Genomic DNA, 12,713 nt, shown 5'->3' with positions numbered 1-12,713 from the left:
GTGACATCAGGGCAGCTGATTTATTTCAGCCGCCCTGATTAGTTGCAGATATTGACAGAAAAAAAGATATGATCTATACAGGAGAAAATCAAACAAAGGAGAATCATTATGAAGGCATACGAACTTACCAATAAAAAAGGCTTTGAAGTTATCCATAACAGTACCCCATGGCGTGTGGCTGTTCACGCATCACAGCCAGAAGTAAATGGAGTACCATCCTTCCATCAGTGGGGACGTCACATGGAATCAGAAGAAGGATTTGTTCTGCTGTCAGGACAGGGATGGCTGGTGACCAGTACAGATGGCAGAGATTATCACATACAAGAACTGAAAAGAGAAGAACTGACACTGGTGGAGCAGGCAGAGCGCCACGCCATTTTACTGGCTGAAAACAGTAGCGCACTGATTGTAGAGAATCTGGATATGTCCAATTCCGTGAACGAAGAGATGGATTCGGCATTGAAAGAAGAAATCCTGAAAAAAATCGGATTTTAGGATAAAAAGTGGTTGACACACACGGTAATGTGTGTTATCTTCAAAAAGAACTGCCGAAGACAGCAGGTGCCGCAAGGCATAAGGATGAAACCGCCTGCCGAGGAGTAAAGAATTTCTTATTGGAATGATTTATGAATCTCTCTGTACGCAGTATAGAGAGATTTTTATTTTTCCGGAATTCATGCGGCGGTACACAAACTATAAAGGAGGTGCACCATTCATGGCAAAAGTAGAACAGAAGAAACCGATCGTTGAAGAAATCAGCGAGCATATCAAAGACGCACAGTCTGTTGTTCTGGTTACTTACAGCGGAATTACTGTAGAGCAGGATACAGCTCTTCGTAAAGAGATGAGAGAAGCTGGTGTTGTTTACAAAGTTTACAAGAACACAATGATGAACTTTGCATTCAAGGGTACAGACTGCGAACCACTTTCTGAGAATCTGGAAGGACCTAACGCTATCGCAATCAGCAAGACTGATGCTACAGCTCCTATCCGTATTCTTGCAAAACATGCAAAGACAGTTCCGGCACTGAAGCTGGTTGCTGGTGTTGTTGAAGGCGGCTACTATGATGAGAAGGCTATTCAGGCACTGAAAGACGTTCCATCAAGAGAAGAACTGCTTGGCAAACTGCTTGGAAGCATTCAGTCTCCAATCGCAAACTTTGCACGTGTTATCAGCCAGATCGCAGAGTCCAAAGAGGCTTAAGTCGAATACGGCACAGTCAGATGCCCAATGGGCAGCCTGATTATTTTAAACGAATCTCGCTGGCAGCATGACTGGCGAAGCAAAAACGAATAAATCAAAAAATGGAGGAAAATAAAATGGCAAAATTAACAACAGCTGAATTTATTGAAGCTATCAAAGAGCTTACAGTATTAGAGTTAAATGATTTAGTAAAAGCATGTGAAGAAGAATTTGGTGTATCTGCAGCAGCAGGTGTTGTAGTAGCAGCAGCAGGAGCAGGCGCTGAAGCAGCAGAAGAAAAAGATGAGTTCGACGTAGAACTGACAGAAGTTGGACCAAACAAAGTTAAAGTTATCAAAGTTGTTCGTGAAGCAACAGGTCTTGGACTGAAAGAAGCTAAAGAAGTTGTAGATGGCGCTCCAAAGGTTGTTAAAGAAGGCGCTTCTAAAGCTGAAGCTGAAGAACTTAAGACAAAACTGGAAGCAGAAGGCGCTAAAGTTACTCTTAAATAATTTGAGCAAACAGAGCAATGCAATTTATAAGAACCACAGCATGGAAACATGTTGTGGTTTTTTTATGCTCGTTTATGGTAAAATATGGTAGTTGCAAGATAACGATATCTGGCAACAAGAAGGCCAAGAAGTGAAAATGGGGGATAATCTGGAATGGAGAAACGAATAATAGACAAAAATGGTGCCTGCATAGATATTTACCAGCCGAAGCAAGCACCAAAGGCTGCAGTAGTGATCTGTCCGGGAGGAGGATATGAGAATCTGTGTGAACGTGAGGCAGGGCCGGTGGCGGAACAGTTTGTGGCAGGTGGTTATCTGGCTGTTGTGCTCTGGTATGAAGTAAAAGCTCCGGTGCTGAAAAATGTACCACTTCAGCAACTGGCAGGTGCAGTATGCTGGTTAAGAGATAACGCACAAAAATATCAGATGGAAGGAAAACATATTTATACCTGTGGATTTTCAGCAGGCGGCCATCTGGCAGGTAGCCTGGGGGTGATGTGGAACCGTCCGGAATATTTTGAAAAAGGAGAGGATCTGCAGAAACACCGTCCAGATGGAATGATTCTGTGTTATCCGGTGATCTCATCTGGTGTATATGCACACCGCAGCAGCTTTGTGAGACTGGCAGGAGAGGAGCGGCAGGCGCAGGAGACATACAGTCTGGAAAAGCAGGTGGATGAAAGCTGTGTGCCGGTATTTCTGTGGGGAACCTTTGCGGATGATGCAGTTCCGGTGGAAAATTCACTGTTGTTGCTGACCGAGCTGGCAAAGCATAAGATTCCGGTGGAATATCATCTGTTCCCGGATGGAATACATGGTCTGTCCCTGGCTACGGAAGAAGTACAGGAACTGGAGAAGAACCGAAAACCAGATATGCATATTGCACGCTGGATGCCGCTGTGCCTGGAATGGTTGGATCATGTGATGGAAAAGATAGATAAATAGATATGGCTGTTTATTCAATTATAAAATTTAAGTGAAAGAGTAGGCGAACAGCATTTGTATATGATATAATGAGCCAAGAGAAAAAATGCAGGTTTGTTTGCATTTGGTGGGTGGCGATATTATTGAGTGATGAAATCACGACATAATATATAATGCAGGGCAATAGCCTGGACTAAACGTTTATACAGGAGGAATAAATTATGGCAACACCACACAACGCGGCCAATATGGGCGATATAGCAGAAACGATTTTATTACCGGGAGATCCGCTTCGTGCAAAAGTGATCGCAGAGACATTTTTAGAAAATCCAGTGCAGTTTAATACAGTGCGTAATATGTTTGGATACACCGGAACATATAAAGGAAAGAAAGTATCTGTCATGGGAACTGGAATGGGTATGCCGTCTATTGGCATTTACAGCCATGAACTGATTCAGTTTTACGGAGTGAAAAATCTGATTCGTGTAGGATCCTGTGGAGCAACACAGGAAAATGCCAGACTTGGAACCATTCTGATGGCACAGGGCGCATGTACAGACAGTAATTATGTACATCAGTACAACCTGCCTGGAACATTTAGCGCGATTGCTGATTTTACCCTGCTGAAAACGGCACAGGAGATGGCAGAAGCAGAAGGATTCCCGTACATTGTGGGAAACATCCTGTCCAGTGATGTTTTCTATACTGAGACACCAGAATGGAAGCAGTGGGCGAAGATGGGAGTGCTTGGTATTGAAATGGAAAGTTATGCACTTTACTGCGAAGCAGCGAGAGCGGGAGTAAGAGCCCTTGGCATCTTTACAGTATCTGATTCTATTGTAACGGGCGAAGCAACTACTGCAGAAGAACGACAGAACAAGTTCACTAATATGATGAAAGTGGCATTAGAGACTGCCATCAGACTTTAAACAGAAAAAGATATATCGTACAAAAATCATGCTTCGGCATGATTTTTGTGCGTTATAAAGTATGGTTACTGTCCACAGAAAAGCCCTGCAAGGCATTTTGCGTGACGATACATAGAAAATGTAAGACTTATTTGCTTGATTTTATTCATATGTTACGGTATGATACCTAATAACATGACAGGTGACAAGACACGTAAGAACGCAGGAGGGAGAGAACATGAAGAAAATCAAGGATTTACTGGATCACATTTTTATTGACGGTCTGAGCGGCATGGCACAGGGGCTGTTCGCCACACTGATCATAGGCACAATTATTCAGCAGATCGGTACACTGATCGGTGGCCCGAGAGGAGATATGATCTTTGCGGTAGGGAAAGTTGCGGCAGCACTGACCGGTGCCGGTATCGGCGTGGGTGTGGCTGCGAAGTTTAAAGAAAGCTATCTGGTAGTGGTATCTGCGGCGACAGCCGGTATGGTGGGCGCATTTGCCAGCAAGCTGCTGGCCGGTACGGTTCTTGTGGATGGAACGATGGTATTTGCAGGACCGGGAGAACCACTTGGGGCGTTTTTGGCTGCCTACATTGGAATTGAATGTGGGCATCTGGTAGCAGGCAGGACGAAAGTGGATATTCTGGTAACACCGATTGTGACCATTGGAACCGGTTCATTGGTTGGTCTTCTGGTGGGACCGGGCGTGTCAAAAATCATGACAAGCCTTGGCGCAATTATCAACTGGGGCGTAGAGCAGCAGCCATTTTTGATGGGTATCGTGGTATCGGTTCTGATGGGGATGATCCTGACTCTTCCGATCAGTTCAGCAGCACTTGGTATTATTCTGAACCTGTCTGGTCTGGCGGCCGGGGCAGCTACCGTTGGATGCTGCTGTAATATGGTAGGATTTGCAGTAGCTTCATATCGTGAAAATAAAATCGGTGGTCTGGTAGCGCAGGGAATCGGAACTTCCATGCTTCAGGTACCCAATATTGTCCGTAAGCCTGTGATCTGGCTCCCGGCCATTCTCTCAAGCGCCATCTTAGGACCGGTTGGAACCATGATCTTCAAGATGACAGGCAATGCCACCGGATCCGGCATGGGAACAGCCGGACTGGTAGGACAGATCATGACCTGGCAGACGATGGTACCTGCAGAATCTGGAACCATCGTCCTGATTAAGATACTGCTGATCCAGATCATTCTCCCGGCACTCATCACCCTGGCTATCTCCGAATACATGAGAAAAAAAGGCTGGATCAAATATGGCGACATGAAACTGGATATGTAAAGAAATGGAATGGAATCCGCAGTGACGTGGATTCCATTTTTACATTTTTAATGAACGGAAGTAACTATTCAGACCCCACTGTGAAAGCACTGAACAGTTATTTTTTTTAAACAAATTTCAAAAACCATTTGACAAGCTTGAAAATTGGTGATACAGTATAAGTTGCATTATTGTGCGAGAGTATGCGTTTGGGTGGAGTATACCCAAAAAGAAACTTGGTGTATTTGTATGGAAAAGAGCAAGAGCACACCAGCACATTTATATAAAAAGACAGGGGTGAAACGTCATATGGAGAAAAACAGGATACGTCCTATCACAAACGGCAACAGTTTCCGAATGAGTTACTCAAGACAGAAAGAGGTTCTTGAGATGCCGAACCTGATCGAGGTTCAGAAGGACTCATACCAGTGGTTTTTGGACGAAGGCCTCAATGAAGTGTTTGATGATATCTCACCAATTCGTGATTACAGCGAAAAGCTCAGCCTGGAATTTGTAGATTTCAAGCTTTGCGAAGATGATGTCAAATACTCAATCGAAGAGTGCAAAGAGCGTGATGCTACTTATGCAGCTCCTTTGAAAGTTAAGGTCAGACTGCACAACAGAGAGACTGATGAAATCAATGAACATGAAATATTCATGGGAGATCTTCCACTGATGACAGCTACAGGTACGTTCGTTATTAACGGTGCAGAACGTGTTATCGTAAGCCAGCTGGTTCGTTCTCCGGGTATTTATTACGCAATTGCACATGACAAGCTTGGTAAGAGACTGTTTTCTTCTACCGTGATTCCAAACCGTGGTGCATGGCTGGAATATGAGACAGACTCCAATGACGTATTTTATGTTCGTGTAGATAGAACCAGAAAAGTACCGATTACCGTATTGATTCGTGCCCTTGGTGTCAGCACGAATGCTGAGATCCTGGAATTATTTGGTGAGGAACCAAAGATTCTTGCGACATTGACCAAGGACGTTTCTACGAACTACAAAGAAGGTCTTCTGGAACTGTACAAGAAGATCCGCCCAGGTGAACCATTAGCAGTAGAGAGCGCAGAGAGCCTGATTACAGCAATGTTCTTTGACCCGAGAAGATACGATCTTGCAAAAGTCGGACGTTATAAATTCAACAAAAAGCTGATGCTTCGTAACCGTATTGCAGGACATGTACTGGCAGAGGATGTAGTGGATCCTTCTACAGGTGAAGTCCTGGCAGAAGCAGGAACAAAGTTAACACGCGAACTGGCTGATGATATTCAGAATGCGGCAGTTCCATTTGTCTGGATTCAGACAGAAGAACGCAATGAAAAAGTTCTGTCCAGCATGATGGTAGATATCACCAAATGGGTAGATATTGATGAGGATGAAGCAAGAAGCCTTGGCGTGACAGAATTAGTATATTATCCGGTGCTGGCTTCTATACTGGAAGAAAATGAAAGCCTGGATGATATCAAAGATGCAATTAAGAGAGATATTCATGACCTGATTCCAAAGCATATTACAAAAGAAGATATCTTTGCTTCTATTAATTATAATATGCATCTGGAATATGGCATTGGAAATGATGATGATATTGACCACCTGGGTAACAGACGTATTCGCGCGGTAGGTGAACTGCTTCAGAATCAGTACCGTATCGGTCTGTCCAGACTGGAGAGAGTGGTTCGTGAAAGAATGACCACACAGGATCTGGAAGGTATTTCCCCACAGTCCCTGATCAATATCAAGCCGGTAACTGCAGCAGTGAAAGAGTTCTTCGGATCTTCCCAGCTGTCACAGTTCATGGATCAGAACAACCCTCTTGGTGAGCTGACTCATAAGAGACGTCTGTCCGCACTGGGACCTGGTGGTCTGTCACGAGACAGAGCCGGATTCGAGGTTCGAGACATACATTATTCCCACTATGGAAGAATGTGCCCTATCGAGACTCCTGAAGGACCGAACATCGGTCTGATCAACTCTCTTGCATGCTATGCAAGAATTAACCAGTATGGTTTCGTTGAGGCACCATACCGTAAGATTGACAAGACAGATCCTAAGAACCCGCGTGTCACAGACGAAGTAGTCTACATGACCGCTGATGAAGAGGATAATTATCATGTAGCACAGGCGAATGAGCAGCTGGATGCAGACGGACATTTCGTCCGTAAGAATGTATCCGGTCGTTACAGAGAAGAGACACAGGAATACGAACGAAGCATGTTTGACTACATGGATGTATCTCCTAAGATGGTGTTCTCCGTAGCTACAGCCCTCATTCCTTTCCTGCAGAACGACGATGCGAACCGTGCGCTGATGGGATCTAACATGCAGCGTCAGGCCGTACCTCTTCTGACTACTGAAGCTCCTGTAGTAGGTACTGGTATGGAGACAAAGGCAGCGGTTGACTCAGGTGTCTGCGTGGTAGCAAAACGTGCAGGTGTAGTAGAGACTGTTACATCTAAAGATATTGTCATTCGAACAGATGACGGACAGAAGGATGAATATCATCTGACCAAGTTCCTGCGAAGCAACCAGAGCAACTGCTACAACCAGAAGCCAATCGTATTCAAAGGCAATCGTGTAGCAGAAGGACAGGTTATTGCAGACGGACCTTCTACTTCTAATGGTGAGATCGCTCTTGGTAAGAACCCACTGATCGGTTTCATGACATGGGAAGGTTATAACTACGAGGATGCGGTTCTGTTAAGTGAAAGACTGGTTATGAACGACGTATACACATCTGTTCATATTGAAGAATACGAGGCAGAAGCCCGTGATACCAAGCTGGGACCGGAAGAGATCACAAGAGACGTTCCTGGTGTGGGTGATGACGCATTAAAGGATCTGGATGAAAGAGGTATCATCCGTATCGGTGCGGAAGTTCGTGCCGGTGATATCCTGGTTGGTAAAGTAACTCCTAAGGGAGAGACAGAATTGACAGCAGAAGAGAGACTGCTTCGCGCAATTTTCGGTGAAAAAGCACGTGAAGTAAGAGATACTTCTCTGAAAGTACCTCATGGTGAATATGGTATTGTTGTAGATGCAAAAGTATTCACAAGAGAAAATGGAGATGAACTGGCACCTGGAGTAAATCAGGCAGTCAGAATCTATATTGCACAGAAGAGAAAGATTTCCGTTGGTGATAAGATGGCCGGACGTCATGGTAACAAGGGTGTCGTTTCCCGTGTATTACCAGTAGAAGATATGCCATTCCTGCCAAACGGACGTCCACTGGATATCGTGCTGAATCCTCTGGGTGTGCCTTCTCGTATGAATATCGGACAGGTGCTGGAGATTCATTTGAGTCTTGCAGCAAAAGCCCTTGGATTTAACATTTCTACTCCGGTATTTGACGGTGCAAACGAAATTGATATCATGGACACTCTGGATCTGGCAAACGATTATGTCAATCTGGAATGGGATGAATTTAAAGCAAAACATGGCGAAGAGCTGCTTCCGGAAGTTCTGGATTATCTGTATGAGAACAGAGATCACAGAGAACTGTGGAAGGGTGTGCCACTGTCCAGAGACGGTAAGGTAAGACTTCGTGATGGTAGAACAGGTGAGTTCTTTGACAGCCCTGTAACCATTGGACACATGCATTATCTGAAGCTGCATCACCTGGTTGATGATAAGATCCATGCACGTTCTACGGGTCCTTACTCACTGGTAACACAGCAGCCTCTGGGTGGTAAAGCTCAGTTCGGTGGTCAGCGTTTCGGAGAGATGGAAGTTTGGGCTTTGGAAGCATACGGAGCATCTTACACACTGCAGGAAATCCTGACAGTAAAATCTGATGACGTTGTTGGTCGTGTGAAGACATATGAAGCAATCATTAAGGGTGAGAATATTCCTGAACCGGGTATTCCAGAATCCTTTAAGGTTATGCTGAAAGAGCTGCAGGCTCTTGGTCTGGATGTGAAAGTCCTTGGCGAGAACCAGCAGGAAGTAGAGATTATGGAAACTGTTGATTATGGTGAAACAGATATCCGTTCCGTCATTGAAGGAGACAGAGGCTATAAGCGTGAGGAAAATTCCTTTGGCAGCTATGGATTCAGCCAGCAGGAATTCTCCGGTGATGAACTTGTAGATGTACAGGAGTCCGAAGATGAAGAAACCGTTGATGTGGATGACAGCTTCGATGACGATGTAGAATAGGGAGGGAACCATTCATGGCAGAAGTAACAAATAAAGAAGTTTATCAGCCAATTTCGTTTGATGCGATCAAGATTGGCCTGGCATCTCCTGAGAAAATCAGAGAGTGGTCCCATGGAGAAGTAAAGAAACCGGAAACCATTAACTACAGAACACTGAAACCGGAAAAAGACGGACTTTTCTGTGAACGTATTTTCGGACCTAGCAAGGACTGGGAGTGCCACTGTGGTAAATATAAGAAAATCCGTTATAAAGGTGTTGTCTGCGATCGCTGTGGTGTAGAAGTTACCAAATCCAGCGTTCGTAGAGAGCGTATGGGTCATATTGAACTGGCTGCACCAGTTTCTCATATCTGGTATTTCAAGGGTATCCCTTCCAGAATGGGTCTGATGTTGGACTTATCACCGCGTGTACTGGAAAAAGTCCTGTACTTTGCGAACTACATTGTACTGGATGCCGGTGATACTAACTTGATGTATAAGCAGGTGCTGACAGAGAAAGAATATCAGGAAGCAAGAGAAGCCTATGGAGACACATTCCGTGTTGGCATGGGTGCAGAAGCCATCAAAGAGCTTCTGGAAGCAATTGACATGGACAAGGAATCTGCAGAATTACAGGCTGCTCTGGCTGAATCATCAGGCCAGAAGCGTGCCCGTATCGTAAAGAGACTGGAAGTCGTAGAAGCATTCCGTGAATCTGGAAATAAACCAGAGTGGATGATTATGACTGTCATTCCGGTTATCCCGCCAGATATCCGTCCGATGGTACAGCTGGATGGTGGACGTTTTGCCACATCTGACTTAAATGATCTGTATCGTCGTATTATCAACCGTAACAACCGTCTGAAAAGACTGTTAGAGCTGGGCGCACCAGATATCATCGTTCGTAACGAAAAAAGAATGCTGCAGGAATCTGTGGATGCTCTGATTGATAACGGACGTAGAGGACGTCCGGTAACCGGACCGGGTAACAGACCACTGAAGTCCCTGTCGGATATGTTAAAGGGTAAATCAGGACGTTTCCGTCAGAACCTGCTCGGAAAACGAGTTGACTATTCCGGGCGTTCTGTTATCGTTGTTGGTCCTGAACTGAAGATTTACCAGTGCGGCCTGCCACAGGAGATGGCGATTGAGTTGTTCAAGCCTTTCGTTATGAAAGAACTGGTGGCAAACGGTACTTCTCACAATATTAAGAATGCCAAGAAGATGGTTGAGAGACTGGAACCGCAGGTATGGGATGTTTTGGAACAGGTTATTAAAGAGCATCCGGTCATGCTGAACCGTGCTCCTACACTGCACAGACTTGGTATTCAGGCATTTGAACCGATTCTGGTGCAGGGAAAAGCGATTAAGCTGCATCCACTGGTTTGTACCGCGTTCAACGCCGACTTCGATGGTGACCAGATGGCGGTTCATCTTCCGCTGTCCGTAGAAGCACAGGCAGAGTGCCGTTTCCTGCTTCTTTCACCGAACAACCTTCTGAAGCCGTCTGATGGCGGCCCTGTAGCCGTTCCTTCACAGGATATGGTCCTTGGTATTTACTATCTGACACAGGAAAGACCCGGAGCAAAGGGAGAAGGTAAGTTCTTCAAGAGTGTCAACGAAGCAATTCTTGCATATGAGAACCAGGTAATTACTCTTCAGACAAAGATTCACGTTCGTGTTACTAAGACAATGCCGGACGGAACAGAGAAGACAGGAACAGTAAGCTCTACACTAGGACGATTTATCTTTAACGAGATCCTTCCTCAGGACCTTGGATTTGTAGACCGAAGCAATCATGACAATGATCTTGCCCTGGAAGTTGATTTCCATGTAGGTAAGAAAGGCCTGAAACAGATCCTTCAGAAAGTTATCAATACACATGGAGCTACCAAGACAGCAGAAGTGCTGGATGATATCAAGTCCATGGGTTACAAATATTCTACCAGAGCGGCCATGACCGTATCCATTTCCGATATGACTGTGCCACCACAGAAACCACAGCTGATAGCTGAGGCTCAGGATACTGTAGATAAGATCACAAGAAACTACAAACGTGGTCTGATCACAGAAGAAGAACGTTATAAAGAAGTTGTTGAGACCTGGAAGAATACCGATGATATTCTGACCAAAGCTCTGCTGGATGGTCTGGATAAGTACAACAACATCTACATGATGGCTGACTCAGGAGCCCGTGGTTCTGATAAGCAGATCAAACAGCTGGCAGGTATGCGAGGACTGATGGCCGATACAACCGGTCACACCATCGAACTTCCTATTAAGTCCAACTTCCGTGAAGGTCTGGACGTACTGGAATACTTCATGTCTGCTCATGGAGCTCGTAAAGGTCTGTCCGATACAGCTCTTCGTACCGCTGACTCTGGTTACCTGACCAGACGTCTGGTAGACGTATCACAGCATCTGATCATTCGTGAGACAGACTGCTGTGAAGGTAAGGAAGCACCTGGTATGTATGTACAGGCACTTCGTGATGGTAAAGAAGAGATCGAAAGCCTTCAGGAACGTATCACAGGAAGATTCTCCTGCGAGACGATCTGTGATAAGAATGGTGAAGTGATTGTAAAGGCTAACCATATGATCACACCGAAGCGTGCTGCAAAGATCATGTCCGAAGGTGTAGATGCAGAAGGCAAGCCATTCGAAAAGATTAAGATCCGTACTGTGCTGACCTGTAAGTCACATATCGGTGTCTGCGCAAAATGTTATGGTGCCAACCTGGCAACCGGTGAACCGGTACAGGTAGGTGAATCCGTAGGTATCATTGCAGCACAGTCTATCGGTGAACCTGGTACACAGCTGACCATGCGTACCTTCCATACCGGTGGTGTGGCTGGTGGAGATATTACACAGGGTCTTCCTCGAGTTGAGGAGCTTTTTGAAGCGAGAAAACCAAAGGGTCTTGCAATCATCACTGAGATCGCCGGTAAAGTTGAGATCCGTGATACGAAGAAGAAACGTGAAATTATCGTGACCAATCAGGAAACAGGAGAGTCTAAGACTTACCTGATCCCATATGGTTCCAGAATTAAAGTTCTGGATGGCGTAGAACTGGGAGCCGGTGATGAACTGACCGAAGGTAGCGTAAATCCACATGATATTTTAAGAATCAAGGGTGTTCGTGCCGTACAGGATTACATGATCCAGGAAGTACAGCGTGTATACCGTCTGCAGGGTGTAGAAATCAACGATAAACATATCGAAGTGATTGTACGTCAGATGCTGCAGAAGATCAGAGTTGAGGAAGCTGGAGATACTGATTTCCTTCCGGGAACACAGGTTGACATTCTTGACTTTGAAGATACCAATGAAAAGATGATCGAAGAAGGCAAAGAGCCTGCAGAAGGAAAACAGGTAATGCTTGGTATTACAAAAGCATCCCTGGCTACTAACTCCTTCCTGTCAGCTGCATCCTTCCAGGAAACCACTAAGGTACTGACAGAAGCAGCGATCAAGGGTAAGATCGATCCACTGATTGGTATGAAAGAAAACGTAATCATCGGTAAACTGATCCCAGCTGGTACCGGTATGAAGAGATACCGCAATGTTCATCTGAATACCGAATATATGCAGGATGAAGCAGAAGATGATGATATTCTTTTTGATGACGAGATGGATTATGATGAAGTAGAAGATATGGCTGCTGATGCTGCAGCAGAAGAAGTAACAGAAGATGTTTCAGAAGAGACTGCAGAAGTGGAAGAAGCTACTGAAACAGAAGAATAAGATCCAGATAATCAAAGATAAAAA

General features: G+C 45.0%; 8 protein-coding genes and 1 other annotated feature. All 8 genes read left to right on the top strand.

Annotation, left to right across the window (positions count from 1 at the left end):
* Positions 1-108: 108 nt before the first annotated feature.
* The 8 genes from OCV47_RS11205 to rpoC all read left to right on the top strand — a co-directional run bounded on the left by OCV47_RS11205 (position 109) and on the right by rpoC (position 12,689).
* On the top strand, positions 109-495 hold the full coding sequence (locus OCV47_RS11205; RefSeq protein WP_262655146.1) for a hypothetical protein: 387 nt from the start codon (positions 109-111) through the stop codon (positions 493-495).
* A 35-nt stretch (positions 496-530) separates the two neighbouring features.
* Positions 531-671 (top strand) — a sequence feature (ribosomal protein L10 leader region).
* Between the two features lie 44 nt (positions 672-715).
* Positions 716-1,204: a 50S ribosomal protein L10 gene (rplJ, locus tag OCV47_RS11200; RefSeq protein WP_117448002.1), complete on the top strand. Its 489-nt coding sequence runs from the start codon at positions 716-718 to the stop codon at positions 1,202-1,204.
* A 116-nt stretch (positions 1,205-1,320) separates the two neighbouring features.
* A complete protein-coding gene (gene rplL, locus OCV47_RS11195) occupies positions 1,321-1,695 on the top strand; it encodes a 50S ribosomal protein L7/L12 (protein WP_117447984.1) in 375 nt (124 codons plus the stop codon).
* Between the two features lie 153 nt (positions 1,696-1,848).
* Positions 1,849-2,640 (top strand): alpha/beta hydrolase, encoded by a 792-nt coding sequence (locus OCV47_RS11190; RefSeq protein WP_262655144.1) that lies wholly within the window; start codon positions 1,849-1,851, stop codon positions 2,638-2,640.
* Positions 2,641-2,840: 200 nt separating this feature from the next.
* Positions 2,841-3,548 (top strand): purine-nucleoside phosphorylase, encoded by a 708-nt coding sequence (deoD, locus tag OCV47_RS11185; protein WP_262655143.1) that lies wholly within the window; start codon positions 2,841-2,843, stop codon positions 3,546-3,548.
* A 217-nt stretch (positions 3,549-3,765) separates the two neighbouring features.
* A complete protein-coding gene (locus tag OCV47_RS11180; protein ID WP_262655142.1) occupies positions 3,766-4,830 on the top strand; it encodes a PTS sugar transporter subunit IIC in 1,065 nt (354 codons plus the stop codon).
* Between the two features lie 288 nt (positions 4,831-5,118).
* On the top strand, positions 5,119-8,967 hold the full coding sequence (gene rpoB, locus OCV47_RS11175) for a DNA-directed RNA polymerase subunit beta (RefSeq protein WP_262655141.1): 3,849 nt from the start codon (positions 5,119-5,121) through the stop codon (positions 8,965-8,967).
* Positions 8,968-8,981: 14 nt separating this feature from the next.
* Entirely contained in the window at positions 8,982-12,689 is a 3,708-nt protein-coding gene (gene rpoC / locus OCV47_RS11170) for a DNA-directed RNA polymerase subunit beta' (protein ID WP_262655140.1), read from the top strand.
* Positions 12,690-12,713 lie beyond the last annotated feature (24 nt).

This window comes from Muricoprocola aceti (assembly GCF_025567005.1).
GTDB lineage: Bacteria > Bacillota > Clostridia > Lachnospirales > Lachnospiraceae > Marvinbryantia > Marvinbryantia aceti.
The sequence above is the reverse complement of the archived record's forward strand: the minus strand, read 5'-3'. Positions and strand labels throughout refer to the sequence as shown.

What these genes read in the sequence shown, in the direction of transcription:
- OCV47_RS11205 (WP_262655146.1), top strand. Translation starts at nt 109, where the DNA reads ATGAAGGCATACGAACTTACCAATAAAAAAGGCTTTGAAGTTATCCAT.
- rplJ (WP_117448002.1), top strand. Translation starts at nt 716, where the DNA reads ATGGCAAAAGTAGAACAGAAGAAACCGATCGTTGAAGAAATCAGCGAG.
- rplL (WP_117447984.1), top strand. Translation starts at nt 1,321, where the DNA reads ATGGCAAAATTAACAACAGCTGAATTTATTGAAGCTATCAAAGAGCTT.
- OCV47_RS11190 (WP_262655144.1), top strand. Translation starts at nt 1,849, where the DNA reads ATGGAGAAACGAATAATAGACAAAAATGGTGCCTGCATAGATATTTAC.
- deoD (WP_262655143.1), top strand. Translation starts at nt 2,841, where the DNA reads ATGGCAACACCACACAACGCGGCCAATATGGGCGATATAGCAGAAACG.
- OCV47_RS11180 (WP_262655142.1), top strand. Translation starts at nt 3,766, where the DNA reads ATGAAGAAAATCAAGGATTTACTGGATCACATTTTTATTGACGGTCTG.
- rpoB (WP_262655141.1), top strand. Translation starts at nt 5,119, where the DNA reads ATGGAGAAAAACAGGATACGTCCTATCACAAACGGCAACAGTTTCCGA.
- rpoC (WP_262655140.1), top strand. Translation starts at nt 8,982, where the DNA reads ATGGCAGAAGTAACAAATAAAGAAGTTTATCAGCCAATTTCGTTTGAT.